At 47.3% G+C, this 24,397-nt stretch carries 33 protein-coding genes; 24 read left to right on the plus strand and 9 right to left on the minus strand.

Features of this window, described 5'->3' with window-relative positions; all coding sequences use genetic code 11:
* Window positions 1–73 precede the first annotated feature (73 nt).
* Window positions 74–361: a hypothetical protein gene (locus MPHASIOC01_RS04565; RefSeq protein WP_353614051.1), complete on the plus strand. Its 288-nt coding sequence runs from the start codon at window positions 74–76 to the stop codon at window positions 359–361.
* 589 nt (window positions 362–950) lie between these two features.
* Here MPHASIOC01_RS04565 and MPHASIOC01_RS04570 read toward each other — a convergent pair.
* Window positions 951–1,871 carry a hypothetical protein gene (locus tag MPHASIOC01_RS04570; RefSeq protein ID WP_353614052.1) on the minus strand — a complete coding sequence of 307 codons (921 nt, stop codon included), beginning with the start codon at window positions 1,869–1,871 and terminating at the stop codon, window positions 951–953.
* A gap of 86 nt (window positions 1,872–1,957) precedes the next feature.
* On the minus strand, window positions 1,958–2,350 hold the full coding sequence (locus MPHASIOC01_RS04575) for a helix-turn-helix domain-containing protein (RefSeq protein ID WP_353614053.1): 393 nt from the start codon (window positions 2,348–2,350) through the stop codon (window positions 1,958–1,960).
* A 99-nt stretch (window positions 2,351–2,449) separates the two neighbouring features.
* On the opposite strand from MPHASIOC01_RS04575, the gene MPHASIOC01_RS04580 reads away from it, so the two are divergent.
* The 6 genes from MPHASIOC01_RS04580 to MPHASIOC01_RS04605 all read left to right on the plus strand — a co-directional run bounded on the left by MPHASIOC01_RS04580 (window position 2,450) and on the right by MPHASIOC01_RS04605 (window position 6,874).
* The gene (locus MPHASIOC01_RS04580; protein ID WP_353614054.1) at window positions 2,450–2,677 is read left to right on the plus strand and encodes a YdaS family helix-turn-helix protein; all 228 of its coding nucleotides are present in this window, start codon (window positions 2,450–2,452) and stop codon (window positions 2,675–2,677) included.
* 2 nt (window positions 2,678–2,679) lie between these two features.
* On the plus strand, window positions 2,680–3,231 hold the full coding sequence (locus MPHASIOC01_RS04585) for a toxin YdaT family protein (RefSeq protein WP_353614055.1): 552 nt from the start codon (window positions 2,680–2,682) through the stop codon (window positions 3,229–3,231).
* 84 nt (window positions 3,232–3,315) lie between these two features.
* Entirely contained in the window at window positions 3,316–4,233 is a 918-nt protein-coding gene (locus tag MPHASIOC01_RS04590; RefSeq protein WP_353614056.1) for a replication protein, read from the plus strand.
* A complete protein-coding gene (locus MPHASIOC01_RS04595) occupies window positions 4,230–4,916 on the plus strand; it encodes a replication protein P (protein WP_353614057.1) in 687 nt (228 codons plus the stop codon). Before MPHASIOC01_RS04590 ends, MPHASIOC01_RS04595 begins: the two co-directional genes overlap by 4 nt.
* Window positions 4,917–5,093: 177 nt before the next feature.
* The gene (locus tag MPHASIOC01_RS04600; protein ID WP_353614058.1) at window positions 5,094–5,774 is read left to right on the plus strand and encodes a hypothetical protein; all 681 of its coding nucleotides are present in this window, start codon (window positions 5,094–5,096) and stop codon (window positions 5,772–5,774) included.
* A gap of 5 nt (window positions 5,775–5,779) precedes the next feature.
* Window positions 5,780–6,874, plus strand: a complete 1,095-nt coding sequence (locus tag MPHASIOC01_RS04605) for an ImmA/IrrE family metallo-endopeptidase (protein WP_353614059.1) — start codon at window positions 5,780–5,782, stop codon at window positions 6,872–6,874.
* A 149-nt stretch (window positions 6,875–7,023) separates the two neighbouring features.
* Here MPHASIOC01_RS04605 and MPHASIOC01_RS04610 read toward each other — a convergent pair whose 3' ends face one another.
* The 3 genes from MPHASIOC01_RS04610 to MPHASIOC01_RS04620 form a co-directional block, all read right to left on the minus strand.
* Window positions 7,024–8,442, minus strand: a complete 1,419-nt coding sequence (locus MPHASIOC01_RS04610; RefSeq protein ID WP_353614060.1) for a UvrD-helicase domain-containing protein — start codon at window positions 8,440–8,442, stop codon at window positions 7,024–7,026.
* Window positions 8,432–10,168 carry an AAA family ATPase gene (locus tag MPHASIOC01_RS04615; RefSeq protein WP_353614061.1) on the minus strand — a complete coding sequence of 579 codons (1,737 nt, stop codon included), beginning with the start codon at window positions 10,166–10,168 and terminating at the stop codon, window positions 8,432–8,434. Before MPHASIOC01_RS04615 ends, MPHASIOC01_RS04610 begins: the two co-directional genes overlap by 11 nt.
* A 446-nt stretch (window positions 10,169–10,614) precedes the next feature.
* On the minus strand, window positions 10,615–10,983 hold the full coding sequence (locus MPHASIOC01_RS04620) for a hypothetical protein (RefSeq protein WP_353614062.1): 369 nt from the start codon (window positions 10,981–10,983) through the stop codon (window positions 10,615–10,617).
* 234 nt (window positions 10,984–11,217) lie between these two features.
* Between MPHASIOC01_RS04620 and MPHASIOC01_RS04625 the strand changes: the two genes are divergently transcribed.
* From MPHASIOC01_RS04625 to MPHASIOC01_RS04670, 10 genes are all read left to right on the plus strand, one after another.
* Window positions 11,218–11,481 (plus strand): hypothetical protein, encoded by a 264-nt coding sequence (locus MPHASIOC01_RS04625; protein WP_353614063.1) that lies wholly within the window; start codon window positions 11,218–11,220, stop codon window positions 11,479–11,481.
* An 862-nt stretch (window positions 11,482–12,343) separates the two neighbouring features.
* Entirely contained in the window at window positions 12,344–12,586 is a 243-nt protein-coding gene (locus MPHASIOC01_RS04630; protein ID WP_235234477.1) for a hypothetical protein, read from the plus strand.
* A gap of 39 nt (window positions 12,587–12,625) precedes the next feature.
* On the plus strand, window positions 12,626–13,222 hold the full coding sequence (locus MPHASIOC01_RS04635) for a DUF1367 family protein (protein WP_353614064.1): 597 nt from the start codon (window positions 12,626–12,628) through the stop codon (window positions 13,220–13,222).
* A complete protein-coding gene (locus MPHASIOC01_RS04640; RefSeq protein ID WP_353614065.1) occupies window positions 13,222–13,428 on the plus strand; it encodes a hypothetical protein in 207 nt (68 codons plus the stop codon). The genes MPHASIOC01_RS04635 and MPHASIOC01_RS04640 overlap by 1 nt, the downstream gene beginning before the upstream one ends.
* A gap of 2 nt (window positions 13,429–13,430) precedes the next feature.
* The gene (locus MPHASIOC01_RS04645; RefSeq protein WP_353614066.1) at window positions 13,431–13,721 is read left to right on the plus strand and encodes a DUF1364 domain-containing protein; all 291 of its coding nucleotides are present in this window, start codon (window positions 13,431–13,433) and stop codon (window positions 13,719–13,721) included.
* Complete coding sequence (locus tag MPHASIOC01_RS04650) at window positions 13,718–14,089, plus strand: RusA family crossover junction endodeoxyribonuclease (RefSeq protein ID WP_353614067.1); 372 nt, start codon at window positions 13,718–13,720, stop codon at window positions 14,087–14,089. The genes MPHASIOC01_RS04645 and MPHASIOC01_RS04650 overlap by 4 nt, the downstream gene beginning before the upstream one ends.
* Complete coding sequence (locus tag MPHASIOC01_RS04655) at window positions 14,071–14,193, plus strand: YlcG family protein (RefSeq protein WP_353614068.1); 123 nt, start codon at window positions 14,071–14,073, stop codon at window positions 14,191–14,193. The genes MPHASIOC01_RS04650 and MPHASIOC01_RS04655 overlap by 19 nt, the downstream gene beginning before the upstream one ends.
* Window positions 14,193–14,897, plus strand: a complete 705-nt coding sequence (locus MPHASIOC01_RS04660) for a bacteriophage antitermination protein Q (RefSeq protein ID WP_353614069.1) — start codon at window positions 14,193–14,195, stop codon at window positions 14,895–14,897. The genes MPHASIOC01_RS04655 and MPHASIOC01_RS04660 overlap by 1 nt, the downstream gene beginning before the upstream one ends.
* 182 nt (window positions 14,898–15,079) lie before the next feature.
* Entirely contained in the window at window positions 15,080–15,283 is a 204-nt protein-coding gene (locus MPHASIOC01_RS04665) for a hypothetical protein (protein WP_353614070.1), read from the plus strand.
* Between the two features lie 151 nt (window positions 15,284–15,434).
* On the plus strand, window positions 15,435–16,481 hold the full coding sequence (locus tag MPHASIOC01_RS04670; protein WP_353614071.1) for a site-specific DNA-methyltransferase: 1,047 nt from the start codon (window positions 15,435–15,437) through the stop codon (window positions 16,479–16,481).
* Between the two features lie 30 nt (window positions 16,482–16,511).
* Here the strand turns inward: MPHASIOC01_RS04670 and MPHASIOC01_RS04675 are convergent, their stop codons facing one another.
* Both MPHASIOC01_RS04675 and MPHASIOC01_RS04680 read right to left on the minus strand, forming a co-directional pair.
* Window positions 16,512–16,799 (minus strand): contact-dependent growth inhibition system immunity protein, encoded by a 288-nt coding sequence (locus MPHASIOC01_RS04675; RefSeq protein WP_353614072.1) that lies wholly within the window; start codon window positions 16,797–16,799, stop codon window positions 16,512–16,514.
* A gap of 3 nt (window positions 16,800–16,802) precedes the next feature.
* Window positions 16,803–17,630 (minus strand): RNase A-like domain-containing protein, encoded by an 828-nt coding sequence (locus MPHASIOC01_RS04680; protein WP_353614073.1) that lies wholly within the window; start codon window positions 17,628–17,630, stop codon window positions 16,803–16,805.
* 368 nt (window positions 17,631–17,998) lie between these two features.
* Between MPHASIOC01_RS04680 and MPHASIOC01_RS04685 the strand changes: the two genes are divergently transcribed.
* The 4 genes from MPHASIOC01_RS04685 to MPHASIOC01_RS04700 all read left to right on the plus strand — a co-directional run bounded on the left by MPHASIOC01_RS04685 (window position 17,999) and on the right by MPHASIOC01_RS04700 (window position 19,682).
* Window positions 17,999–18,304, plus strand: a complete 306-nt coding sequence (locus MPHASIOC01_RS04685; protein ID WP_353614074.1) for a hypothetical protein — start codon at window positions 17,999–18,001, stop codon at window positions 18,302–18,304.
* On the plus strand, window positions 18,304–18,840 hold the full coding sequence (locus MPHASIOC01_RS04690; RefSeq protein ID WP_353614075.1) for a lysozyme: 537 nt from the start codon (window positions 18,304–18,306) through the stop codon (window positions 18,838–18,840). Before MPHASIOC01_RS04685 ends, MPHASIOC01_RS04690 begins: the two co-directional genes overlap by 1 nt.
* A complete protein-coding gene (locus MPHASIOC01_RS04695; RefSeq protein WP_353614076.1) occupies window positions 18,840–19,217 on the plus strand; it encodes a DUF2570 domain-containing protein in 378 nt (125 codons plus the stop codon). Before MPHASIOC01_RS04690 ends, MPHASIOC01_RS04695 begins: the two co-directional genes overlap by 1 nt.
* Window positions 19,218–19,451: 234 nt before the next feature.
* A complete protein-coding gene (locus tag MPHASIOC01_RS04700) occupies window positions 19,452–19,682 on the plus strand; it encodes a hypothetical protein (protein WP_353614077.1) in 231 nt (76 codons plus the stop codon).
* 17 nt (window positions 19,683–19,699) lie between these two features.
* Here the strand turns inward: MPHASIOC01_RS04700 and MPHASIOC01_RS04705 are convergent, their stop codons facing one another.
* Both MPHASIOC01_RS04705 and MPHASIOC01_RS04710 read right to left on the minus strand, forming a co-directional pair.
* Window positions 19,700–20,062 (minus strand): hypothetical protein, encoded by a 363-nt coding sequence (locus tag MPHASIOC01_RS04705; protein ID WP_353614078.1) that lies wholly within the window; start codon window positions 20,060–20,062, stop codon window positions 19,700–19,702.
* A gap of 149 nt (window positions 20,063–20,211) precedes the next feature.
* Window positions 20,212–20,607 (minus strand): hypothetical protein, encoded by a 396-nt coding sequence (locus MPHASIOC01_RS04710; protein ID WP_353614079.1) that lies wholly within the window; start codon window positions 20,605–20,607, stop codon window positions 20,212–20,214.
* Between the two features lie 125 nt (window positions 20,608–20,732).
* Here MPHASIOC01_RS04710 and MPHASIOC01_RS04715 point away from each other — a divergent pair, with 125 nt between their 5' ends.
* The 3 genes from MPHASIOC01_RS04715 to MPHASIOC01_RS04725 are packed head-to-tail and all read left to right on the plus strand — an operon-like array spanning window position 20,733 to window position 24,397.
* Complete coding sequence (locus tag MPHASIOC01_RS04715) at window positions 20,733–21,722, plus strand: terminase small subunit (RefSeq protein ID WP_353614080.1); 990 nt, start codon at window positions 20,733–20,735, stop codon at window positions 21,720–21,722.
* Window positions 21,700–23,007, plus strand: a complete 1,308-nt coding sequence (locus MPHASIOC01_RS04720) for a terminase large subunit domain-containing protein (protein ID WP_353614081.1) — start codon at window positions 21,700–21,702, stop codon at window positions 23,005–23,007. Before MPHASIOC01_RS04715 ends, MPHASIOC01_RS04720 begins: the two co-directional genes overlap by 23 nt.
* A 1-nt stretch (window position 23,008) precedes the next feature.
* Window positions 23,009–24,397 (plus strand): DUF4055 domain-containing protein, encoded by a 1,389-nt coding sequence (locus MPHASIOC01_RS04725; protein ID WP_353614082.1) that lies wholly within the window; start codon window positions 23,009–23,011, stop codon window positions 24,395–24,397.

Genomic DNA, 24,397 nt, shown 5'->3' on the forward strand with positions numbered 1-24,397 from the left:
GTTATGCCTGTCTTTTCACCACTTCAGGCTCGGTGGTATGCTTACGGCTCTCACACCAAGCAAGGGTATTACTATGAAAAATGATGTTAAGCCTTGTCCCATCTGCAATACCCCATCAAAATTTTCAGAAAAAATATTTCATGAATTCAATGAAGTAAGTGGAATGACGATTAAACCTATTCCATCATCCGTTTTTGCCTGCAAAACTCATGGACTCTTTGCTATCTCGGAAAAACTTGAAGACATCCTTTCCAATAACCCTCATTCAGGATTTTTGTTTCAGCTTGAAGCCAAAGTTAGTCAGCAATTTATTCCGTTCGATGGCGACATCAGTAGCGTCAAAGTAATCGAGTCGTTATAAACGGGATGGTTTCCATTTAAGCTTTATCATCCTGGGGTAAATTCTCCCCCTGCAAACGCCACCTGCTCGTGCACTTTGCTTAACTCTGAGGCGCTGGCGTTTGTCCCTCTCATACAGTTCATAGTGGTATGTCTCGTATGGGGTAAGGGGCAGTGTTCGCACCAGATATGCGAAAAAACCAGACTCACCTGTTTTCTTCGTATTGCCTTTCATCTCACCCTCGTTTGCCTTATCGCCGGCCAGCGGAACGTTTACACCTGATGCGCGTTAATCTCTCCACCTCATCCCGGTCTTCGTATGCGCCGGGCCGCTACTTCGTGGGCTCCATGCCTTGGTGGTTCGTAGTGCGTCTTGGTGAGTTCGATTAAACACAATGTTTAAACAAATGTCAACTTTATGGGTATTTATGAATAAACAAAATGTTTAAAATGTCTTTGGTAACGGAATTTTTTGGGATGTGGGACAAAAAAAATCCAATAGTGGAGTGTGGGGGATAGGTTGATTGTGCTCAGAATGAGGTTTCTGTGAAAGAATCAAGACTAGTGCGGAAAAGAGTATAAAAACCCGGCGTGTGGGCCGGGGGGGATGTTTAATGTGATTTTGGTAACTGTGGTTTTCTTACTGCCTCAATGATTTTTACTGCATCGATTCGTGGAATTGCGCCGTCAGCTGATTTTTTGACCAAATAATTACCAAATCTGTTAGGTATGTAATCTTTTTGCATCCATCTACGAAACTCACCCAAAGAGTCATCAGGATAAATCCACGCATCAACTGGTCCTGCTTTATGTTGCGGGAACCAATCAGGATAAACATGAGGATGTTTTGTTCTGGCACCATATTTATCATCTAGATTATTACTCACCCAATGTTTAGACCACATGGTTCCAACACTGATGTCAGGAATGGCGGCTGGTCCGAAGTCGAAGTTTCCCTTAATCATTTTTAGAGAGAGGTCGGCCATTTCTCTGAATACGGAGAAGTATCCAAAGGGAACTTGATCGTTCATAAGTAAGCGTTCATGGAAGCATTCCAGAGCCCCTCTTTGGGGGTTGTCGGGATCAATCCCTACACTTAAGTAAATAAATCTTCTTAACTGAGACCCGGCTAATTTTCTAAAATTGTCCTGAGCAATATCTTGCCCTGAATGGTTGGCCTCAAAGGCATAATATTCCAGTATTGCCATACAGACAGAATCTGGAAATATATTCGCTTCGGTGCCTTGAATGATTCCTTTTGTATAGAGTTCCTGAAGATTTAGCCCATTTTTTTTTAGTAACTCATCAACAATCAAACCCCTGGGCTTTGTTCTTTCCTCAGCCCAATTAGATGTAAATCGAAGTAATGTGGCATGGTCAACTGCACATAACCTAGCTAGGCCACGTAATGTCAAAAATGGGGAGCCATCATTCATAACACCCATTTGGATGCCATCAATATCAGCTTCCTTAACTGGATACAACTCAAGGTTTATCTGTTGCCCAGAAAGCACTAGATCTAAATTATCCATATGATTTATTTACCTTTGGATGTGGTGTCCAAGTTAACTGAAAGCCGTAATGAAGAGACTTTGTTCCACCATTTACAGAATGAAACTTATTCTCCTTGCGGCCTGATACGACCTTTAATGTATTTTTCGTAAAGTGCATCCAGCTCTTTTAGGCGAAGCGCGAAAATGCGTAGCATATTCTGTTGTTCTTCTTCGGGAAGCTGACGGTATAGCTCCAATAGACGTTGTTCGTCTGGCTTTAATCCATCCTTCTCATCAACCTCTTGGCCAAGAACCCACTCAAGGCTTACCCCTAGCGCATCCGCCAGTTTTATCGCCGAACTTTTCCCTATAGTGCCACGCACGAACCAGTTATTGACCGATTGTGCGCTGACTCCGCAAATGCGTGCCATATCTGACTTGGTCAAATTCTTGAGTCCGAGGATTTCGTTGAGCCTCTGCACTTGTGGATGATTAATCTGATGAGTTTTTTCTTTCATAACAAGATTCTAAACCAAAAGTTTAATCTCTCAATAATCAAAATGTTGACATTAAAATAAACAAAATGTTTAAATTAATCGTATCTACAGGAGCAGACTATGAAAGCAATTGATAAAGCTATTACCACAGCAGGTACCGCGAGCCGTTTAGCAGAACTACTGGCAGTTAGCGCAATGACCATCAGTCATTGGCGGAATCGTTACCATGGGATCGTCCCTGCTGATCGTGTACTACAAATTTACGGTGCTACAGGTGTAACGCCACATGAACTTCGCCCAGACCTTTATCCAAACCCCTCCGACGGTTTACCTAAACAGGAGCCCTAACCATGCAAACTGTTTCATTCCAACAGAGTAGCAGAGCTTCATCGCAGTCTCTGATATTTCGATGTCAGCAACATAATTCTACGGAGCAGGAAGTAGATCACCGCGCAATTTGTGTTGCAGTTCGTGCCTGGGCTGCGGCAGAAGGGCGTGTATTTGTTTCGCTTCAAATCCAGGAAGCGGCAGAAGAACTTCAGCTTAATGGTGTGGACTTCTCAGGCAAGGCCGACGTCTGGAACGTGAAGCTATTTCGATGGCTGGATAACAAAGAAGACTCCGCATCGTACCGGGCAAACGTTGAGCGCCTGGTTCCCGCAATTTTGTCGGTATTACCACTTAGATACCGCGACCACGTCGTTAAGAACGATTCGTTTGCATACCGCATGGCCAGGCTAGAAAAAGAGGTAAGTGAGGCGAAGCAGGCATTGATGTTGGATGCACCGAAGAAGGAAAGGTTGAAGGAACTGGGGGAAGGCATTTTTGAGATGTTCCGTGTTGACCCGGACTTAACTGCGCCATTGTTGGCGATGGTAACAACCATGTTGGGGGCAATGTGAAGACATCAGAAATGGCGAAAGCCGTGGTGCGCGAACACCAACGGCTTTCAGGTGCAAAAACTGTGCGTAATTGCGGAGTTAAGTATGTCAAATACCGCTGAAATTATCAATTTTCCCAACAGAACCGAACAACCGGGAGGTCGTATGGCCGACCTGTCGAACGGGTATACCAAGGTCGCCAATGAGATCCAACAGCTTAAGCCTCGCCTGAGATTGTCAGGCCGGGAATGGCAGTGTTTTGAGGCGGTAATCTGGCTTACCTACGGCTGGAACAAGAAACAGGACCGCGTTACTAACACAGTGGTCGCCGAGCTAACGGGGCTCAGTGATTCACACGTTTCTGATGCGCTTAAATCGCTCACAGAACGAAAAATTATCTTCTGCCACAAGCAGGGTGTGATGAAAACTGTCGGTATAAATACTGACCTTTCCGCCTGGATTTTGGACAAACCGAAAACGGGAAAAGTCTTCCCGAAATCGGGAAAACTGTTACCGAAAACGGGAAAAACCTTCCCGGAAACGGTAGACACCCAAGACTATAACAAGAACAATATTAAAAGATCCTCGTCTCGGAATTCTGAAGAATCCCGAAACCAGAAAACTCAAAAGTTTCTCTCCCTGCATCCAGAAGCTGCCGACGGAATATACACACCGGCAGGAAAATCCTGGGGAACGGCTGATGACCTCAAGGCCGCCCGCTGGATTTACGACAGGCTTCTCACCGTCAACGCTTCGCTATCTGAACCAACCTGGGTTGAATGGGCAAACATCATCAGGCTGATGCGTGTTCAGGACAAACGCACTCACTACGAAATTTGTGATTTGTTCCAATGGGCCAACAGAGACGAGTTCTGGAAAAACAACATCCTGAGCCCCTCGAGTTTACGCAAGCAGTGGGACCAACTCACTACCAAACGTCTGCGCACTACCGGTATGGCACAACCATCCTGGGGCACCATTGACCTGCAAAACACTGACTGGATTGACGGGGTACTGGAATGAAAAACATTGCAGAAAATATTCGCAAGTTTGACCGTGAACAGGCTCGCCACATAGCGAATAATCAACCGGAGCAATACTGCGACCGTGAGCATACGCACCAGGTAGCGCAGATTATCAACGGGTTGTTTGTTCAGCTCGCTGCTGCATTCCCAGCGAGCCTGGTTAACCGTAGCCAGGAAGACGTGAACGAGATTCGTCGCCAGTGGGTGCTGGCTTTCAAGGAAAACGGAATCACTTCCATGGCACAGGTTGACGCCGGCATGCGCATAGTTCGCCGCCAGGATCGCCCGTTCTTGCCGTCGCCTGGTCAGTTCATCAAGTGGTGCAGGGAAGGGGGCTGTGCGCTGGGGATTACTACAGCCGATGTCATGGAAGAATACTGGAAATGGCGCAAGCTGGTTTTTCGTTACCCGAGTAGTGAGCAGTATCCGTGGCCTAAGCCTGTTCTGTACCACATTTGTCTTGAACTGCGGCGTTGCAGCACTGAGGGGCAACTTAGCCATAAAGAGCTAGAACAAGAAGCCGCCCGTATTCTGGCTATGTGGGAGAGGCGTGTGATGGATGGGAAGCCTGTTCCACCGGTTCGACGAGCAATTGCCGCTCCAGTTGCACCGAAAGGGCCAACGCCAGCGGAGCTTTTACTCGAACGGTACAAAGCTCGTAAAGCTGCGGGGGCGGTTTAGTCATGAGCAAAAAACTGTCTTGTTATGTGCAGACCTTGTTTAGGAAAATACAGCTTCCGTGATGTGAGTTCTTTCATAAAATTGACTACATGCGAGAAATGGTCGTTTTTTGTGTGTCGCTTCTTGTTTTATCCCCTCATTTGAGGTGTAATTATCGGAAGTGAATGGGGAGGTGATATGTTAGCGCAGAAAATTTATCAAGATCATAACTCGGTAGCAAAACTGAAATCGATGGGATTATCGGTTGATAATTTCACTTTCGCTATTTCTCGTGCTATCTACGAAAGTCGTCGCAGTTCTCCTTTACATCCACGAACAAGTGCGATGACGCGGGCCTGGGAAGAGGTGGTAGCTGCGTTTCGAGAAAGCGTTATCTCTGAGCTAAAAGGATGGAACTACACTTTTGACAGTGGTCTGGAATACACAATTAACTCTGAACGAGGCCTTAGTATCATTGCTACCAGTGGAAACAAGGATACGGGTATCCTTGAGGGTTTTCCTAAAACTAAGAATGCCAAAGGAAGCGCAACTGAAGACGTCATTTCTCGCAATCTTGGATTGTTTGGTGAAGATGACGATGACGATGACGAGTATGAAAGTGAAGAGCCAGAAGATTCAATCCCTATTTCAATAGATTCAACACAGACATTTGTCTTCCTTTATTATTTCGATCTTGGTGCTCAAGAAGTACGTTGTGAACTTTCTAAACCAAGTGCTATGAGTGGTTTTAACGGGCAAAATAAAATTTCTTCATGGAGTGAAAGGATTATTTTACCCTCAGTACCATTCAGTGCCGCTATTGAAACACCAGAGAAAGAATTTAATGAAGAGATCGACATTGTCGTTTCTCGGAAATGAAAGTTATGCAAAACATGCAACTGAACCCGGACAGACTCAAAGTTGCCAGGTTGAGAAGAAAGATGACTTATAGCTCCTTAGCTGCGGCTGCAGGGTTGTCATCTAAGTCAGTTGCCGAGTATGAAAAGGCAGATGGTTTGTTTACAGCAACGCCACAAACCATCGAATTACTGGCAAATACTTTGGGTTATCCAATAAGTTTTTTATGCGGAAATGACGTCGAGTTTGTCGATCCATCAACGGTCTCTTTTCGGTCATTAAAAAGTATGAAAGCTGCTGATCAGCATGCGGCGGAAGCAGCTGGTAGTCTAGGCGTAATGGTTAATGCGTACTTTGAAGAATCATTTAATTTACCTGAATGCAATCTCCCTAATTTAAGAGGTTACGAGCCAGAAGCTGCTGCGGAAGCTGTTCGTGAAAGGTGGGGGTTAGGTGTTAAAAGCATAGACAATTTAATCCATCTGCTTGAGGCAAACGGTGTTCGAGTGTTTTCATTGTCGGAAAATACACTGGATGTTGATGCATTTTCTTTCTGGAAAAATGATACGCCTTATATTTTTTTGAATACTCAGAAAAGTGGTGAGCGTAGCAGATTTGATGCTGCCCATGAGTTGGGACATTTAGTCCTCCACAGGCATGGCTCCCCACAAGGTAAGGATCTTGAAGATGAAGCAGATAATTTTGCCTCTGCCTTCTTGATGCCGAGAAGAACTGTTCTTGGAATAAAAATGCCATTCCCAACTCTGGATGGGGTTATATTAATCAAGGAAAACTGGCGAGTTTCTTCTGTTGCACTGATTGTGAGAATGAAAAATGTCGGGATGTTAACGGAGTGGCAATATCGTACTCTGATGGTTGAAGCAACAAAGAAAGGCTTACGAAAATCTGAGATTAACGGTATTCCACGAGAACGCTCACTTGTTATTGATAAACTACTTAGCGTATTGAAACTAGACCAAATTGACTTGCCGAAACTTGGAAATATCTTGTCCATACCGATCGATGAATTGGCAAATTTACTGTTTAAAGTAGCAGTGCTTGAGGGCGGAGGGAGTACTCCTAGTTCTATGAGTAAAAGACCCGATCTTAAAATTGTCTGAGCATAGATAGTTAGGTCATTTAGTTTATCAGCGTTCACGGATAACCCGCTTCGGCGGGTTTTTATTGTCTATAGAAAACTCTAGCTAGGCTGGAGGTTCAGTAAAGCTTTCAGCTTTGAGCCAGTTATAAAAATCGTAACTCTATAACACTAGCGAGCCATCAGTATGGGGGTAAACGAGCATACAACCAACTTTTTCGAACCACGAGTTAAGGCAACGTAGAGGTGTCGAGCATCCATATCTTCTGGCGCTATTATAACGGCCACTTCTGCCTCCAGCCCTTTAAGTAATAGGGTACTGCCAATCGCACGTCGTGCTAGCGGTTTACTTTCGTGACGATTCCGTTCTCGTTCTTTCACTGTAGCATCGGCAAAACTACATCTCCCCTCCTCGGCTATTTGCATTGCGCGCAGACAGCAATACAAAACCTCTGGGCGATAAATCCGAGCATTGCGCTGGCGGCTCAAAGCGCGAAGCGCACCCGCAGCTAGGCTGAAACTCGGGGTATTCATGAAGGCGAGCAATGCTGCTTCTGCTTCTGTAGCAGAATTATGTGCTGTACCTCTGCGTAAACTCTGGAGTCTGGGATACAAAGATGCAGGATGCACCTGTGTCATCACATCAGCTGCAAACTCCACCAAATGTGTCAGAGCATTAGTTGACTGTAGGTCAAACGTCATTCCAAACAGAGTAAGGTCTGCTAGATCGACGGGCTCCACTGAAGTTGCTCCTGGAGTCAGACTCGCCATCTTCCGGCGGCTACGGGGATTGCGGCTGTCACCAATCACCAGTACGTCACCATTTCTGGTGACCGCCTGTGTTAAGGCGGCGCGCAGTCGTTGCTGAATTGCGGTAGCTGGAGTCAACGCGACCCAGTCGACTTCAGTAGGTGCGAAGCGGAGATCAATACTACCTCCAGCGAGAAGTAGGCGTCTGCACTCCAAAAGCCACTGACCAAGCTCAGGTGTGCCAGCATTCGTCCAGCGCCAAGGAGTATTCAGCTCTCCGATAGCAGGAAAACTCTGAAGAACGTCATTATTCCAGTCGACCAGTTGGTTACCACGAAAGCCGAAAATAGCTTGCATCGGATCACCAAGTACACATGTGGGAAGCACTACGGAAAGTGCTTTAACTAGGGCGTGTTGCACTAGATTACAGTCTTGGTACTCATCAACAATCAGGTGGGCATAACTTGCCATGATAATATGATTAAGGTGCCCATCTTGAAGTAAACGCTTGGCTGCAAGGCGTATTATCGGATAGTCAGTTCTGGGGTTTTGTAGGATCAGTACCGAAGCGTTAACACCACTCCGTTGAGGGAACATAGCCACTAGCCGCATAGCAAAACCATCTATTGTTGCAATCTGGTAAGTCGACGCGTGGACTCCGACTTTTTGCATACGTAAACGTAGCGTCGTGACGCCAGCATTGGTGTGAGTGAGTATGAGAACAGGTTTTTCTCTAGTGTACTGGGACATCGAGTCAGCGATAATTTGCGTTTTACCACAACCCGCAGGAGCAGTGAGCGTACCTCGACGAAAAGTAAATAAATTATATTCAGGCTGCATGTGCCCACCTATAGATACGCTCGAGCAGGGCGACAAATGTGGGGTCTGATAATTGGATATAGGGCCCAAGAATATCACGCGCTATATTTTCAAACTTAGTGACTGATTTAAACCAACTGTTTCGACGATTACGGGCTGCGTGACCCAGTAGCTGCCGTGTTGCGGGAGTGTATGGTACTCCTTGTTGTTGACGTTGGTGCCGGATTTGAGCGAGAGTTATATTTCCGAGTGACTGAGCTTGGATGTGTGAGGCGACTAGGTCTTCATCTACAAGGTCTATAGCACGCTGAAGCAGGGCATCTACACCAGCATCTGGAAGGCTTAGAAATAACTCATCCTCAAGAGCTCGACCTTCTCGCCAAGTGATGAACTCTCCACCAGCATTCTCGTATGCCTGTACAGCCTCCATACCCGGAGTTTTGTCCGCGTCAACTATAACTAGGACTCGATAGCCCAGCCTGCGTAATGCAAGACCTCGAATAAAACAGCGGTCAGGTTCTCCACCACCGACATTCACATATGCAGTCCCTGCGGCTAGCATGGATGCTCCATTTATATTCGTCCAGAAATGGTCCAAACCACGAATAAGACCGACTTCACTTGCTCCTTCGCAGACAATGACACTACGTGCAAGGAAAGCTTCTGGATCAGCTCTGACTGTGCTTTGAATATCATCACCGGTACCAACAAGGTGAACGACATGCTGTCCCTCCAGAGACTTGCGTACAACGAAGAGTTGATTACCGTTAAGTTCACGAACAGCAACCGGAGAATGGGTGGTCAGAAATACCTGTAGTGGTGGGGGGGTTTCTTTTGCACCAAGGGAATTCAATAATCGGGTAAGACGATGTGGTTCCAGACCATATTCTACTTCGTCCACCAGGGCTATCGAAGCTTGTTGAGCAGCTGCACGTTGTAGACCTGCAACCAACAAACGAGACGAACCTGTGCCCAGTGAACGCAAGGGTACTCCCGACGAATCGTGAAGTGCAATTGCCCCATCGCCAATGGACACCGCATGTGCGTCCAGCAGTGCCTGGGTGCTGTTTCCGACGGACACTCCAAGTTCATTCGCTTTCTGAGTCACGATTTGTAATGTTGCAGCCAGCTGTACACCAGCCTGTCCGCCGAAACTGGTTCTGGCTTGTCGCGCTGCATTGGCCAATTCCGCACCTAGGTTAGGACGTTCTTCTGTTAGACGATTGAGTACCGAACCGCGTGTCCACGACAGATTGGAGTTTGCATAAGTTCCGAGTCGCGCGGGGGCTAACAGCAAGCGATCTTTCCAGGCAATGTTGCGCTCTTGCCCTTGTGCCTGAGCTCGATGTGATATCAGCGACCAGACAGGCTCCAGCTCGCTATCCACTGTTAAACGTAAGCAAATAACCGTTTCCAGACCTTGTTCAGGCTCTTCGGTGACTAGCCCATTTAGATGATTGAATGACTGTAAATAATTTCCGTATGAATCAAGGCGCATCAGGGCATCGGGTAGCGAGCCTAGCGTCAGTGTGATTTTTATGGGCAGTGTGATATCCAGCCCATAAAAATCAGTATCAGAGAAACTGATATTGCGGCGGGCACCTAGACAAAGGTCAATCGCATCGATAATTGAGGTCTTTCCACTGTCTCCGGGGCCGAGCAGGCAGTTGAGTCCTGGTGATGGTTGCCAGTTCATTAAGCGGATGGCACGGAAATTCTGGATCTCAATTTTGCAAATTCTGGTCACGACTTTGCTCCTTAATTATTTCTCACCAGCTACGTAATCGCAAAAGACAACCAAGAACAGGATTTTTCGGATAAAAATAGATTACGCTCTCAAGATTATGGTTCTAAATGTGAATTTCTATCATATTGTTTTATATATTAATAATTTAACCACGGACTGGTGGAGTGTTCAGAGAACGTGCTGTCAGTCCTTCGCTCTTAAGCGAACCGATATTGCCTGCTATTAATTATAAGCTTTACGCAAGCTAATATGTTCCCTATGGATAAGCTTAGTCAATATCTGCTTAGGCTCGTTGGTTATATTTAGGCCGGTATGGATGATGACTGAGTTGGCCTTTGATGGACGGAACACTAACTCCGTCCACCTGAGTGAGTTGATAAGATTTTCGGTTTATTCAAGTCAGCATTAGCTACGTTGCTGCATTGGATACAGATGTAAAAACAGGCTTAATCAGGAAACCTCGGATATTGCGTACCGTACTTGTAGCTATTTTCTTGTGGCTCAATACGCCAGTATGGTTGACCGCCAATAGTTTTAGGTCCTCTAGTTTCAACGATATGCTGTACTTCAATGAGGTCGTCGGCTAGCCTTTCAAGAAAATATTCATCTGGATTTTTAAGTTGTTTTTTTAACTCTTTTCCGGTGTTATGTAGTAGGTTTGTAGCTACACTTCTGATGGCATGCAAATCCAATTCGGCAGCTTCCATTCGGTCGGCATATTGCCGTAATTCGTTTCGTGTTTTTATTAATTTACTGTGTTGATTTAAAACGATATATATGACTAATGCAATGATAAAGATATTAAAGGCTAGCATTAATGTACTCCCCGTATGCTTTTACTTGTGCTGACTTCTGATTGTTTCATATGATAGCAATTGTCAGTAATGTCGGTAAATACAACTCGGTTAGTTTCAGTAAAATCAGTATAAGTTATACTATATAGATGTTTCATTTTTTTGATTTATTTAATGAGTTGGATAGATTTGAAATGTTCAGTTTGTCAAGCTATACTGTTAGATGCCTTTTAACCCACCATAAAGTAAAGAGAAATGAGCAAAATTACTTTTACATGCAGCGTGTGCAAGACCCCTGGTGAAGTCGATTTAGATGATTATGAAACTCAAGAGGAATCATATGAAGATAATATGGGAAAAAGAACTGAATATTGGACTGAAATCGAAACTCAATGTGAGAATGATAAGTGTGGTAATTCAATTACGATAATGATTAACGAAACTGAATACCCTGAAGGTAACTTTGAAGGAGCGGAAGTGAATACATCCTCTGGAGCAGTGAATGTTATTATTCAATGATTGAGTTTTTTTAATTAAAGCCGCATTTGCGGCTTTTATGATATATTATTGTATTCTCTATCTGTTAAAAAATCTCCGTTTGTTCATTGTGTTATTCTGGAAACAGCAACTTCGTGACCAAAAAAGTAATTACATGCACAATAAGGCATCTATGCACCGGTGTGGTTACAGAACGTCTGGTCAAGTTACTAAGTTACATCATTACCGAGTTTCTGCCTTAGCATAACGGGTATTCTGTTTGGTGTTTGGTGTTTGGTGTTTGGTGTTTGGTGTTTGGTGTTTGGTGTTTGGTGTTTGGTGTTTGGTGTTTGGTGTTTGGTGTTTGGTGTTTGGTGTTTGGTATTTTCACGTTACCCGGAGGTGTTTCGGGTTAATTTCTGATTAAGATCAATAAGTTGAAGTGGAGGACCGACGATTTTAGGTTGAGATAATACATAATTTTGCTTGTCTTTTTATAACTCCCCAGTCTTTTGTTTCGTGGCGTTTTCACCACTACTTTGGATGCTTCTTATGCCCCCAACCTAAAGTTTACACCTTGAAACATTGCAAAATCTGCAAGATAAGTTTACTGTATGTTTATACAGTTATTCGTTGTGAGAGGGAAGAATGGAAAACGAGTTACTTATTGATCTGATGAAGATACTTCCAGAAGGGGTTATATCGGAACTTGGACAGGGAGTTTTGCCGAGGGATAAGACAAGGGGTAAACACCTTTTGCAGGAAACCAGGAAAAGCGCCGATGAACGGTTTTATTAATCGCGTGAATTTCACTGGAGCAGTTACGAAGAGTATCGCAGTGTGCGTTCCCCTGGCTGTTCCCGCTAAATGTTAACTGCTTCAATATGTCGCTCTGGGGGAAATAGTGTGCAGTTCCGACGCCTTTAATGTAGATGATCAATGGTATGACGTGGTCAGAAGGGCCGATAAAGCAGTTATCTATAGCTTCCCGGCAAATGGAAGATATCTGGTTTATCGAGTAAATGGATTAGTTTCATTGCGCCCATTACTTGAGGATGAAGAAATATTCACTCTCAATGGGTTTATGCAGTTTGCCACCCGTCTGGGGTACCGACTTATCCCACCGTCTGATATTATTATTTCATAGGCCTGAACAACCTATACCTGATGCGCCACGGAGAAAACCATGGCGCTATTACAACTCATCAAACATGCTGCAGGTTACCTGATCCCGGCTTCGCCCGAGACCAGCGAATTTCTGCATTCAAAATGCAAGCTCGGTGCCGTTCTGGTATCTGAGTTTAAACAAGTCCGTAATCCCGCATTCCACCGAAAGTTTTTCGCACTACTCAACCTTGGCTTTGATTACTGGGAACCGACGGGCGGTGCGATTTCGTCAAATGAACGTAAGCTGGTAGCCGGCTACGCAAAATTCCTTTCCAGTTTTGGCGGGAGTGAATCAGCATTGCTGGACGCGGCAGAAGTATACCTGTCCCGCATAGCGGATAAGCGTGCCGGCAGTATTAGTCTGTGCAAATCCTTCGATGCATACCGTGCCTGGGTGATTGTTGAAGCCGGGCACTATATCGCTATCCAGCTACCAGACGGCACACTAAAAAGGCACCCACGCAGTATCTCATTCGCTAATATGGATGAAACCGAATTCTCGCAACTCTACGATGCTGCGCTGGATGTGCTGTGGCGCTGGATATTGTCTGGCACATTCAGCAGCAAAGAAGAAGCTGAGAACACCGCAAACCAGTTACTGAGTTTTGCGGGGTGATGGCAATGAAATATTCCTGGTTCCAGCATACTGAATGCACCACCGAACAGGCCGATGAACTGGTAGCGAAATACCGCGCCCGTGGTATTGCCACCGAGCGAAGCCTGAATCAGAACCTGATTACCTGGACGGTTAGTGTCAGGTTGCCAGAGTCCTCAAAATCCCCGCGTACACCGCGCTCTTTTCAACAAAAAATCTGGAGTTAGCCATGGCCGATTTACGTAAAGCGGCGCGTGGCCGCGAATGCCAGGTACGCATACCCGGTGTGTGTAACCGAAACCCGGAAACCTCCGTTCTGGCGCATATCCGCCTGGCGGGTTTGTGCGGTACCGGAATTAAACCACCGGACCTGATAGCCACTATTGCATGTTCAGCTTGTCACGATGAAATCGACCGCAGGACGCATCACGTTGATGCTGATTATGCAAAAGAATGCGCACTGGAAGGAATGGCAAGAACACAGGTTATCTGGTTGAAAGAGGGGCTGGTGAAATCATGAAAATCTACAACATTGAGCCCATCGGTAAGCCGAGAATGACGCGCTCCGATAAGTGGAAACAGCGCCCGGCAGTAATGCGTTATCGCGCTTTTTGCGACGAAGTTCGTCTGCGCAAGTTAACAATGCCTGAGGCGGGTGCCCATATCACGTTCATCCTCCCCATGCCGCAGAGCTGGAGCAAGAAGAAACGTGATGAATACCGCGGCAAACCACACCAGTCGAAGCCGGACTGCGACAACATGCTTAAAGCCCTGATGGATGCGCTATACGACGATGACGCCCACATATGGGACTGCCGTATTACAAAACTGTGGGGAGATAAGGGGCAAATCATCGTTCAGGAGGTTTCATGTCCGTCGGCCAGCTAAAACAAAAATGGGCACTGCTGCGGCTGTTCCGGCGCCGTGGTTCAGTCCTTATTGACTATCGGATTTTAAAAAACTCAATACGTATCACCGGGAGGGCCAACTAATGAACCAGCAATATCTGCAATACATTCGGGAAGAAATCATGTTGGCCACTGCCGATTTTAGCGGGAGAACGAAAGGCCAGCTGGTGGCGCTGGTGGAGCAGCTGCAGTTCACCAATGACCGCTACCCACGGAAACGCCGCACAGTTATTGACGAGGTGACAGGGGAGACAATCACCCTTACAAATCCGCCTGTACCCGGGAAACAGTCTCATGCCAAAGGGCAGGCAATACCCCAAATCATCCCGGTTGAGTATTCCACGGCAAGCTGGCGCCGGGCGATAGCCAAACTTCAGAATACGGAAAGTGCCTGGGTGAAATGGAGTTACCTGAATGATATGGATTTCAGGTTACAGACCGCTATTGTGCAATACGGCTGGCTGGCGTTTGCAGAGGAAATCCGCGATAAGCGCATAGCCGGCAAGACGAAAGAAAAACTGAAGGCACTTATCTGGCTTGCGGCACAGGATGTAAGAGAAGAACTGGCTGGCCGGGAGGTATACAGGCAAACAGAGCTGGCTGAATTGATGGGGGTTAGCGATAAAAACTGGGGCAACAACTACCGGGGGTACTGGCGCACTATGAGAGGAATATTTTTTACCCTGGACAGGGAAATGTTGCTTTCAGTTGTTCGGGCGCGTTCTCAGCAAAAATTAGCTTTTTCACAACAAATGGTTGCAAAAGTAGATAATATAGGCCATATTTAAGCGTAATTTGATATGTTGCCTAAATTCTAGGGAACATAATTAAGAAACCTCGCCCCGGCGGGGTTTTTTGCTTTTATCAGGGCAGTATCTGCGCTTCTGATATCAAAACACCATTCTTACCTTGCTGGCATGGCGAACCAGAGTTATCTGTGTAATCACACTCAGTAACCGGAAACATTCTCATGCTAAAACAGCAAGATATGACAGAAACTGCCGCCGCAGTCCTTCATTTTTTACCGTCAGATAAATGGACCTGTGTTGATGATATTGCCCGTATAACGGGTATCACTTCGCCACGGTGCCAGTTAATACTGACCCAGTTGTCTATGGCTGGCCTGGTAAAAGAGAACGGGGGAGACGGCGGGAAGTTTACGCGCTGCCAGTAACGGCAGTTTTCCTGCTGTGGAAATGGGCGGCTGGTGGGTGTTAGCGCACCCGACCAGCCATTCGCCTATGCTTGCAGGTCACAAGCGAACCACGGCCCACTGCTTTCGCGCAAAAGCACAGTGAGCCTACCAGAGTTACGCTTTCTGATCTATGAAAAATACTGTAAAAATAAACAGTATTGAGCTGGTCAATGATGACTGCCTTCAATACATCAAAACCCTCCCCGATAATTCCATTGACCTGATTTGTACGGATCCGCCGTATTTTCGGGTAAAACCGGACGGCTGGGACAACCAGTGGAAAGGGGACAGTGATTACCTGGCCTGGCTGGATATGTGCCTCGCTGAGTTCTGGCGGGTGCTGAAACCGGCGGGCAGTATTTACCTGTTCTGCGGGCACCGCCTGGCGGCTGATATCGAGTTGTTAATGCGTAACCGCTTCGACGTGCTGAACCATATCATCTGGGCCAAACCTTCTGGTCGCTGGAACGGCTGCAACAAAGAAAGCCTGCGGGCCTATTTCCCGGCGACTGAGCGCATCTTGTTTGCCGGTCACTACCTTGGCCCCTACAAGCCGAAAGATGATGGCTATGCGGCTAAATGTGACGACACCAAACGGCACGTCATGACGCCGCTGATTGATTACTTCCGCAATGCCCGGGCTTCACTGGGTGTTACGTCAAAACAGATTGTGGCGGCTACGGGTAAAAACATGGCCTCACACTGGTTTGGCGCCAGTCAGTGGCAGTTACCCAACGAAGCGGATTACCTGAAACTACAGGCGCTGTTTTCCGATATCGCCAGGGAGAAGCAGCAACGGCAGGAACTGGAAACACCGCATCATCAGCTGGTGGTTGAGTACCAGGCATTAAGCCGCCGGTATGTGGAATTACTGGAAGAGTACAAAGCCCTGCGGCGCCCGTTCTCGGTTACTGCAGCGGTCCCTTATACCGATGTCTGGACACACAAGCCGGTACAGTTTTACCCGGGCAAACATCCCTGTGAGAAACCGGCGGATATGTTGCGCCAGATAATTGAGGCCAGTAGCAGGTCAGGCGATGTGGTGGCCGATTTCTTTATGGGGTCGGGTTCAACCATCAAGGCGGCGACACGGCTTGGGCGTATCGCCATAGGCGTCGAGAAAGATAAAGTGATATATCAGCAGACGGTTTTGCAATTAAGCCATTTGGTGGAGTAACGTTCTAATCACTTTACCAATAGCTATTTGTTAAGAGAGTGATGCCTCGACCTTCAGTAAAAAGGAGCGCCAGCTTTCTCCCCAGGAGGTTGGCTCAAATTGCCGCTCGGCAAGTGAACTCATGAGCGTGTTTAATTCATTGTCATCGGTGATGAGAAGTAGCTCTGAAATCTGCGCCTTCAGGTTTGTCACCGCAGTGGCATTTTCGTACTCGGTATAACTTTGCATAATTTCTTCGATAGTTTCGCCGAAGCTTTCGAAGTCCTGTCCAAAGAACACACCAATGAGCGTCCGGACTGTTGAGTATTTTTTATTCATTAGTTAACCCATCAATGGATAAGCCGTGAGAAGGTAATAGGGCTTGCTGTTGTAGATTTTCTTCAAAAGGACGATACGAACGGCATAAATATTTTCTTTATTGGCAATCCCCTGACGGAACCCATAGCCGATGACAGCATTAGCATTGTAGGTAATGTCCAGTGTTGCTTCGCTGTTCCTTGCGAAGTTTGCCCAGTGAATTATTTTCAGCCGGTTAGCGCGCAGGCCCGTGCTGATTACTTTCTCTGCCTGCTCCAGAGAGAAGAAAGACGTGGCACTTTGTAATTGTGGGCTGCGGCTGAGTCTTGCTAATAGATCTTCTTCAGACACAGCAACATGTTTTGCAATCGTGTGGCCACCAGCTTTAATTCCTTTAACGGCCTCATGTTCAGCAAGTTTAAATGTCCCCGATCTGACATAGGATATTCGAGGCACATTCATTGCCAACCCGAAAGCGATCGGAACAGCAATATCAACGGTAAGTCCTACCTTCCATGCCGTTTCCTCGTCTGCACCTAACTGAGTGGCAATGCTTTCTGCTAGCTGATAAGTCTCTGTTTTTGTGTCCTTACCTGTAATTGTTTGTTCAATTGCAGTATTTAAAGTATCCATACTGTGGGCACCAACAACAACGCATCCCGCTTTCGTTAGCATGGTTGGCTCCGGAGCAAGGCAAAGTGCCCCGGCACCCACCATTTCAACGGTCCCCATAGCGACACCCAGACCACCCAGAAGTCTGTTCTGGAGAGTTTCTGCCTGGGTGACAGTTTCATCAGACAAAACAGCAGCAAGTTGTACCGGAGACATCAGGACCTGAAATTCATTCTCCATTTAGGTGTTCCTTTGTGTGTTTGCATATGGAGCGATCATAACGTCAGCTGGCTAAGAGTGCGCCTCTGATTATTAGTGTTTTTTAGAGAAAACAGTGCATTGCAGGATAGGAATCATCTGAAAGTGATATCCACTGGTGTTTGAGACAGATTACCTGTTCCACAAGCGTGTGCCTGACTCAGAAAACACACTATTTGGACATGAAAAAGTCAAAGAGAAAGCACTCATTTATATGGGCCTCCATCATGGGGGCCTTTCTATTTTCAGGCCCCGGGTATCAATCTCAGATAACCCGTGAACCATGAAGCCCGGGAGCCCGAATCCTTTCCCCCGCACACAGCACCCCGTTAAATCGGAGGTGAGAGACTATGAAAATGAACGACCAACCCGGAAACATTGTCACGCAGTTCTTCGCGTGGCTTGCTGCGATTGCCGCCGGACTGGGGCTGACCACGCAGGATGTCGTTTACATGATATTTGGCCTGATTGGTGTCGTGATTTCTCTGGCCTCTTATGTAAACGGGCGTATCGATGCCAGGCGGCGCAGAAAGGAAGACGAAAAACGCACCAGCATGATACGCGAATATCTGGAGGAAGAGGGTGATAAGCCATCCTCAGAGCGTCCTGCCGTAGTCAGTGTGGTTGCTGATGCATTAAAGGAGGCCGGTGAATAATGGCTGCTTCTCCTCAACTGCGCTACAAATTCAGCGCCGCTGTTTTGTCGCTGGTACTGGCTGGCGCTCCGGCCTCAGTTATCCTGGACCAGTTCCTGAACGAGAAAGAAGGTAACCACCTTAATGCCTACCAGGACGGTGCCGGTATCTGGACCATTTGCCGTGGCGCCACGCTGGTGGATGGCAAACCGGTAAAAAAAGGGATGACGTTAACCCAGGCCAAATGTGACCAGGTCAATGCCGTGGAGCGTGATAAAGCACTGGCGTGGGTTGAGCGCAATATCCATGTCTCACTTACCGAACCCCAGAAAGCGGGGATCGCCTCGTTTTGCCCGTACAACATTGGCCCGGGAAAGTGTTTTCCGTCCACGTTCTACAAGCGCATCAATACCGGTGACCGTAAAGGTGCCTGTGAAGCCATTCGCTGGTGGATTAAAGATGGCGGGCGTGATTGCCGTATCCGTTCAAATAACTGCTACGGTCAGGTATCGCGGCGGGACCAGGAATCAGCGCTAACGTGCTGGGGGATAGAGTGATGAGCCGGGTTACTTCAGGTGTCTGCATAGTTCTTCTCGGGCTGGTGGCAATTCTTGGCTGGTTTGTGGACCACTATCGCGATAATGCCATCACCTACAAAGGGCAGCGCAATAAAGCGATGTTAAGAGCCAACACATCAGAGGCGATCACTAATAACGTGATCACTACGATGAACATCATCCGCGACATCTCACAGGCTACCCAGAATGCTAAGAACGAACTGGCCCAAAAGGGGGAAACACGCATTGTATACATCAGGCAGGCGCTTGAAGGTGATCCGTGCGCTAACCAGCTTGTTCCTTCTGCCGCTGCTGACAGCCTGCGGGAATACGCAGACAGTCTACGTGCCGGCTCCAGTAGTGCCGATAAGCGCTGACCTTACCGCAGACACGCCAATCCCCGGAATGGCGGTTCCGTTCACATGGCAGGCAAGTCTGGAGTTAAACGCTCAACTCTACACAGCGTTGGGGCAGTGCAATCTGGATAAGGCGGCAATCCGGCAAATAGAGTCATCAAGAGACACTCAATAATGCCACGCAATTTACCTGTTTTTAAGGAGTCGGTGATACGATTCTGATACTACAGGTCGAGATGAGGCAAAGTGAGATAAATGGTTACTGTTAGCGAAGTCTATGATGCAGGCAGCAAGTATTTTAAAGGTGGTAATTTCTTTGTAGAGATACACAGAATTGGCATTCGGTTTGTTCACGAGACTATCGTTGATGGACAAACTAAAACCGAAAGCCATTTTCTACAGCGAAATCTGGATGATATTTCAGTGCCAGAATTGTTAGGCTTTCTTCAGGGCTCAACAGAAGAGCCTAATTACAGCGAAAACTAACCGCCTTCGGGCGGTTTTTATTGCCACGAGAATTGTGTCGTTTCTTGGTTGAAAGTAATAGTGGCGTGGTTCCAATCCTTTCCAGCAAGAATTTTTTCTATGCAATGTGTGGCATAGAGAGCATCTGGTGGTGTGAAAGAGATATCTTCACTTTCGTTAGTTAACTTGTATGAATGTATAGCTGCAATTGCTGTACGCCCTTCACTGTCGACATTACGGAAGCAAGATATATAAGCCTCGTAAAACGTGTCGGGCAAGCCTTCTAACATACTGCCAGTTGCCCACTGTAGAAGTTGCTCAGTAGTGTACTCCACTGACTTTTCGGAAGAAGATTGCTGATTATTAATTAATCGCTTGAATGTCTTGAGAAAAGAAAACATCGTGACTCCTTGTTCAAATTGAAAATGCGGTACTCAATCATAAAGAACTAAACAATAGGAATGGCTTGCGTATGACTATAAAACTAAGCGCAATATCCATGAACCAAATTTAACCATATCCCGATGAAGTAGCGTTGCATCAGGTATTCTTAATGTTCACATGTGGCTTTGATATCACCTACAAAAGCGCTTACGCCGTCTTGGAGGATCTTGTCAGAGTTAGTTCTGTTAATGGTCATAAAGGCTTTAGTGCCATCCGTTGAAAGTTGCCATGTCTGGATAGTAAGTCCTAAGTTTGTAACATAGGTTCCAACCATTGATGTGGGGCTTAAGACTGTGTAAGTCATGAGGCTGTCCGTAACTGATGGGGACTTTTTATCAAAATTAACAACAAATTCCTTTCCTGAAAAACCATCTTTTGTGAAGTCATACGTGTTGTATTCATAAAAACCATAGCCATGAAGGTTAGTCACAACCCAGCATCCCGCATTAGCAATCTCACTGGTTAAGACCATCATTGCACCAATAACCCATTTTATTATCATGCTTCAACTTCCCTATTATTTTTTGAATGCAGTATGTGAACATGGTAATTGGATTTGACCCTTTATATCCATACACATCTCGCGATAAATATTGAACATCCACAAATGTAATCAAAGGGAAACATATGGCAAAACCGGACTGGGGCGAGCTTCAGCAACGGTTCCTGTCCGAACATGCCGTCACCGGCGTATCACCGAAAGAGTGGTGTGAAGCGCAGGGACTGAACTACGCGACTGCCCGCCGATATATCAAAAAACCTCCTGCGCAAAGTGCGCAAAAATCTGCGCAGAAAAAAATGCGCACTGCGCAGGCAGAAAAAAGCGCAGAGCAATTAGTCGAAAGTGAACTGTCTCCCCAGCAAAAGCGTTTTGTTGCCGAATACCTCAAAGACCAGAATGCAACGGCTGCCGCGGAAAGGGCTGGTTACAGCGACCCCAACTATGGCCGGCAACTCGTGGCGAATCCTAACGTTGCGCAGATGATTGCGCAGCAGCAGAAAGCCTCCCTTTTGCGCACGCTTGCCAGTGCTGATGAGGTGCTGGCCCAGATGTGGCAACTTGCTACCTTCGATGCCAATCACCTTTCACAATATCGCCGTGGTGCCTGTCGCTACTGTTGGGGCTTTGGGCACCATTACCAGTGGCGTGATGTGGTTGAGTTTGACGAAGCAAGGGCAAAGGTTGCTGACAAAGAGGGTGCAAAGGAACCGGAAGATGCTGGTGGCTATGGGTATGACCATAACCGTGCGCCAAACCCGGCCTGCCCACGATGTAATGGTGATGGCGAAGGGCGTCCATTCTTCCCTGATACCAGAAGCCTCCCGTCAACAGCCGCCCTGGCGTATTCCGGCGTGAAACTCGGCAAAAGCGGTATTGAAATCACTGCCATCAGCCGTGAGCGAATGTTTGAAGCAGTAATGAAGCGCCTTGGCCTGGCTGACAGTGAGTTCGCACAACGTATCCAGCAGATTGAGATTGAACGCCGGCAACTGGAGGTAGAGAAACTTCGCAAAGAGCTGGCTGGCGATGGTGAAGACGATGAGCCGATACCTGTAGCAATCAATATCAACGTAGTGGATGCGAGAGTGGAAGATGGCGATAAGTCCGACCCTTAACATTCCTCAGTCGCGCTTTCTCGCCATGCCCCATAAATTTCGTGCTTACGTTGCCGGTTTTGGCAGTGGGAAGACCTGGGTGGGCTGCGGTGGTATCTGCAAGGGAATGTGGGAAAACCCCAAAATTAACCAGGGCTACTTCGCGCCGACTTATCCGCAAATCCGCGATATCTTTTATCCCACCGTTGAAGAGGTTGCCTTTGACTGGGGCATGAACGTCAAAATCAACGAGGGCAACAAAGAGGTCCATTTCTACGCCGGACGGCAGTATCGTGGAACGACTATCTGTCGCTCAATGGAAAAGCCGGGCTCAATTGTCGGTTTCAAAATCGGCAACGCGATGGTTGATGAGCTGGATGTAATGCCAGCCGCCAAAGCACAACAGGCCTGGCGGAAAATTATCGCCCGTATGCGTTACAACGTACCAGGCTTGCGAAACGGCATTGATGTCACGACAACCCCAGAAGGGTTTAAGTTTGTGTATCAGCAGTTCGTTAAAGCACTGCGAAACAAGGGAGAGCTTGCCACCCTGTACGGGTTAATTCAGGCCAGTACATTCGATAACGCGAAGAACCTGCCGGCTGATTACATTCCATCACTCCTGAGCACATATCCTGATGAACTGATACAGGCTTACCTGAGAGGCCAGTTTACCAACCTCAATAGCGGGACGATTTACTACACCTTCAACCGGAAACTGAATAACTGTGCTGACGAAGTGCAGGAAAATGACCCGTTATTCATCGGTATGGACTTTAACGTGGGGAAAATGGCGGCGATTGTCCATGTGAAACGTAATGGTCTGCCTCGCGCCGTTCGGGAACTGGTCAAGGTTTACGACACGCCAGCCATGATTAAACGCATACAGGAAGAATTTTGGCGCTATGAGGACGGGCGTTACGTGAAAAACCGGGAGATATATATTTATCCTGATGCCTCAGGCGATTCCCGCAAATCCCAGAACGCCAGCCAGACCGATATTGCCCAGCTTAACGACGCCGGGTTCAGCGTCATTGTTGATGATGCAAACCCACCGGTTAAAGACCGTATCAACTCGATGAACGCGATGTTCTGTAATGCGAATGGTGAGCGTCGTTACCTGGTAAACGTTCAGAATTGCCCGGTTTATACCGAAAGCCTTGAGCAACAAATCTGGGCGGCGAATGGTGAGCCCGATAAAACCGCAGATAACGATCACCCCAATGATGCTGGTGGGTATTTCATTGTGAAAGATTACCCCATCGTGAAACCAGCCTACTCAATTACCATGGATACCACGTTCTGATATGGCAAACACTGATATCACCTGGGTTCGACCAGAACACCGGGCGGCTTGTGCTGCCTGGAAGAAAATACGGGACTTCTGTAAAGGGGCTGATGCCGTTAAACGGGCAGGTAATGCCTATCTGCCTTTTCTCGACCCGACAGACAAGTCCCTGCGTAATCGTAAGCGCAACGAGGATTACCTGAAACGAGCGGTGTTTTATGCCATTACAGGTAATACGAAGATAGGGCTGCTGGGGCTCGCCTTTCGCAAGGATCCTACTTTATCGTCGCCAGAGAAACTGGCTTACCTCCTGAAGAACACCGATGGTGCGGGTACCAGCATTTATCAGCAGTCTCAGCTGGTAACGGAGAACGTGCTTGAAGTCGCCCGGGAAGGGCTCTATGTCGATTACTCTGATGACAGTGGCCAGGCCATCATTCTGCGTTACCAGGCGGAAAACATCATTAACTGGCGTACCCGGCGTATTAATGGGCGCGACCAGTTGGTGCTGGTGGTGCTGCGTGAGTGTGTCGAAAAAGATGATGGCTACGCTTTTGAGGATGAAATCCAGTACCGGGAACTGGCACTTGTTGAAGAGCGTTTTATTTGCCGGGTCTGGCGCCGGAGTGGTGAGTCAACCAGTGGCGCGTATGTTGTCGACAGTGAATACCAGCCTAAACCCAAAGGGAAAGACTTCTGGGATGAAATCCCGTTCACGTTTGTCGGTGCCCAGAATAATGACCCAACCATTGATGATTCACCGTTGTCTGCGCTGGTGGAAATCAACCATGGGCATTACCGCAATAGTGCTGACTATGAAGACAGCGTGTGGTTCTGTGGGCAGGTTCAGCCATACATGACCGGGCTTGATACCAACTGGCGGGACCACCTGGAAAAGAATGGTGTCAAAATTGGTTCCCGTTCGCCGTTGTTGCTGCCAAAGGATGGTTCATTTGGTTATGCCCAGGCACAGCCCAATATGCTGGCTAAAGAGGCGATGGACAGTAAACGTGATTACATGGTCCAGCTTGGTGCCCGGCTAATTGAGCAAAACTCTGCAGCCAAAACAGCCACGCAATCCAGCGGAGAGCAAACAGCATCGACATCTGTGCTGGGGATTTGCGTAGCCAACGTCTCAGAGGCCTATTCGCTTGCTCTTGGTTGGTGTGCCAAATATCTCGGGCTGGTTAGCGAAGACTGCAGTTATACAGTGAACCAGGAGTTTATCGCTAAGGTGGCCGAGTCCGGTATGGTAACGGCGATTGTGAGCGCCTGGCAGTCTGGTGCACTGCGTGACACAGATATGGTCCGGGCGATGCAGAAACTGGACCTCATTGACCCGGCAGACAACCCGGCAGATGTAAGCGACGCATTGCGTAATCAGGCCCCATCACTAATGGGGGGCTGA

Source organism: Mangrovibacter phragmitis, from assembly GCF_040429585.1.
In the GTDB taxonomy this organism is placed as follows: domain Bacteria; phylum Pseudomonadota; class Gammaproteobacteria; order Enterobacterales; family Enterobacteriaceae; genus Mangrovibacter; species Mangrovibacter phragmitis.

Bases quoted from the DNA above. Each gene is read 5' to 3' on its own strand.
- MPHASIOC01_RS04565 (WP_353614051.1), top strand. From the start codon at position 74: ATGAAAAATGATGTTAAGCCTTGTCCCATCTGCAATACCCCATCAAAA.
- MPHASIOC01_RS04570 (WP_353614052.1), bottom strand. From the start codon at position 1,871: ATGGATAATTTAGATCTAGTGCTTTCTGGGCAACAGATAAACCTTGAG.
- MPHASIOC01_RS04575 (WP_353614053.1), bottom strand. From the start codon at position 2,350: ATGAAAGAAAAAACTCATCAGATTAATCATCCACAAGTGCAGAGGCTC.
- MPHASIOC01_RS04580 (WP_353614054.1), top strand. From the start codon at position 2,450: ATGAAAGCAATTGATAAAGCTATTACCACAGCAGGTACCGCGAGCCGT.
- MPHASIOC01_RS04585 (WP_353614055.1), top strand. From the start codon at position 2,680: ATGCAAACTGTTTCATTCCAACAGAGTAGCAGAGCTTCATCGCAGTCT.
- MPHASIOC01_RS04590 (WP_353614056.1), top strand. From the start codon at position 3,316: ATGTCAAATACCGCTGAAATTATCAATTTTCCCAACAGAACCGAACAA.
- MPHASIOC01_RS04595 (WP_353614057.1), top strand. From the start codon at position 4,230: ATGAAAAACATTGCAGAAAATATTCGCAAGTTTGACCGTGAACAGGCT.
- MPHASIOC01_RS04600 (WP_353614058.1), top strand. From the start codon at position 5,094: ATGTTAGCGCAGAAAATTTATCAAGATCATAACTCGGTAGCAAAACTG.
- MPHASIOC01_RS04605 (WP_353614059.1), top strand. From the start codon at position 5,780: ATGCAAAACATGCAACTGAACCCGGACAGACTCAAAGTTGCCAGGTTG.
- MPHASIOC01_RS04610 (WP_353614060.1), bottom strand. From the start codon at position 8,442: ATGCAGCCTGAATATAATTTATTTACTTTTCGTCGAGGTACGCTCACT.
- MPHASIOC01_RS04620 (WP_353614062.1), bottom strand. From the start codon at position 10,983: ATGCTAGCCTTTAATATCTTTATCATTGCATTAGTCATATATATCGTT.
- MPHASIOC01_RS04625 (WP_353614063.1), top strand. From the start codon at position 11,218: ATGAGCAAAATTACTTTTACATGCAGCGTGTGCAAGACCCCTGGTGAA.
- MPHASIOC01_RS04635 (WP_353614064.1), top strand. From the start codon at position 12,626: ATGGCGCTATTACAACTCATCAAACATGCTGCAGGTTACCTGATCCCG.
- MPHASIOC01_RS04640 (WP_353614065.1), top strand. From the start codon at position 13,222: ATGGCAATGAAATATTCCTGGTTCCAGCATACTGAATGCACCACCGAA.
- MPHASIOC01_RS04645 (WP_353614066.1), top strand. From the start codon at position 13,431: ATGGCCGATTTACGTAAAGCGGCGCGTGGCCGCGAATGCCAGGTACGC.
- MPHASIOC01_RS04650 (WP_353614067.1), top strand. From the start codon at position 13,718: ATGAAAATCTACAACATTGAGCCCATCGGTAAGCCGAGAATGACGCGC.
- MPHASIOC01_RS04655 (WP_353614068.1), top strand. From the start codon at position 14,071: ATGTCCGTCGGCCAGCTAAAACAAAAATGGGCACTGCTGCGGCTGTTC.
- MPHASIOC01_RS04660 (WP_353614069.1), top strand. From the start codon at position 14,193: ATGAACCAGCAATATCTGCAATACATTCGGGAAGAAATCATGTTGGCC.
- MPHASIOC01_RS04665 (WP_353614070.1), top strand. From the start codon at position 15,080: ATGCTAAAACAGCAAGATATGACAGAAACTGCCGCCGCAGTCCTTCAT.
- MPHASIOC01_RS04670 (WP_353614071.1), top strand. From the start codon at position 15,435: ATGAAAAATACTGTAAAAATAAACAGTATTGAGCTGGTCAATGATGAC.
- MPHASIOC01_RS04675 (WP_353614072.1), bottom strand. From the start codon at position 16,799: ATGAATAAAAAATACTCAACAGTCCGGACGCTCATTGGTGTGTTCTTT.
- MPHASIOC01_RS04680 (WP_353614073.1), bottom strand. From the start codon at position 17,630: ATGGAGAATGAATTTCAGGTCCTGATGTCTCCGGTACAACTTGCTGCT.
- MPHASIOC01_RS04685 (WP_353614074.1), top strand. From the start codon at position 17,999: ATGAAAATGAACGACCAACCCGGAAACATTGTCACGCAGTTCTTCGCG.
- MPHASIOC01_RS04690 (WP_353614075.1), top strand. From the start codon at position 18,304: ATGGCTGCTTCTCCTCAACTGCGCTACAAATTCAGCGCCGCTGTTTTG.
- MPHASIOC01_RS04695 (WP_353614076.1), top strand. From the start codon at position 18,840: ATGAGCCGGGTTACTTCAGGTGTCTGCATAGTTCTTCTCGGGCTGGTG.
- MPHASIOC01_RS04700 (WP_353614077.1), top strand. From the start codon at position 19,452: ATGGTTACTGTTAGCGAAGTCTATGATGCAGGCAGCAAGTATTTTAAA.
- MPHASIOC01_RS04705 (WP_353614078.1), bottom strand. From the start codon at position 20,062: ATGTTTTCTTTTCTCAAGACATTCAAGCGATTAATTAATAATCAGCAA.
- MPHASIOC01_RS04710 (WP_353614079.1), bottom strand. From the start codon at position 20,607: ATGATAATAAAATGGGTTATTGGTGCAATGATGGTCTTAACCAGTGAG.
- MPHASIOC01_RS04715 (WP_353614080.1), top strand. From the start codon at position 20,733: ATGGCAAAACCGGACTGGGGCGAGCTTCAGCAACGGTTCCTGTCCGAA.
- MPHASIOC01_RS04720 (WP_353614081.1), top strand. From the start codon at position 21,700: ATGGCGATAAGTCCGACCCTTAACATTCCTCAGTCGCGCTTTCTCGCC.
- MPHASIOC01_RS04725 (WP_353614082.1), top strand. From the start codon at position 23,009: ATGGCAAACACTGATATCACCTGGGTTCGACCAGAACACCGGGCGGCT.